The organism is Bartonella sp. AA2SXKL (genome assembly GCF_042197205.1).
Lineage (GTDB): Bacteria > Pseudomonadota > Alphaproteobacteria > Rhizobiales > Rhizobiaceae > Bartonella.
On sequence record NZ_JBHIRN010000195.1, the window covers coordinates 1 to 649 of the forward strand.

Consider the following 649-nt stretch of genomic DNA (forward strand, 5'->3'; position numbering starts at 1 on the left):
TTTAATTATACAATATTTAACTTCTTTCTTGCTCTATAAAATATAAAGTTCTTTGAACGGACACTGGTTTATGAAACAGGTGAAGTTTTCTTGGGTTTGTTTCTCCTGTTGATTATTTGTGTAATTTCCTTCATGGACTTCACTTAATAAATCCTATCTTGAACGTTCTGTTCAAATTGACATGTCCTCTATTTGTATACTTGGTTGATACAAAAGAAAACTGAAATCAGACAAAAACGATAGTGTATTTTTAACATGCGTGAATGTTTCCTTTATACCTGTTTTGCAGGATAATGTGTTACGATACTACAGGTTAAGGAAATTGTTATGATTATGATGGTTAAAACTGTATTAATATTTTGCGGCCATAATTTTATAACCCGAATGTTATAAACCCTTTAATAGGAAGATTTTGTATTTGGAATTGATGGATGCAGCAAAGTTCTTCTCCTTATGATTCATTAGAAGTGCAGAGTTCTCAAGGTTCGCGGCTCGTAGAAATGTTTTTGCGCCAGATTGGTGTTTTCATTGGGCTTGGGCTTTTGGGTTTCATTGTTTTTTGCGTTTTCGCTTTGGCAACTTGGAATGTTGCAGATCCTTCATTAACGCATGCAACTACAAATGAAATTATAAACTCTATGGGGTGGAC

Annotated in this window: 1 protein-coding gene; it reads left to right on the forward strand. The window is 33.7% G+C overall.

The window, feature by feature from the left end; all coding sequences use genetic code 11:
- Window positions 1-431: 431 nt before the first annotated feature.
- The coding region (locus ACFINS_RS10655; RefSeq protein WP_375706259.1) for a hypothetical protein at window positions 432-649 on the forward strand (218 nt) is incomplete at its 3' end.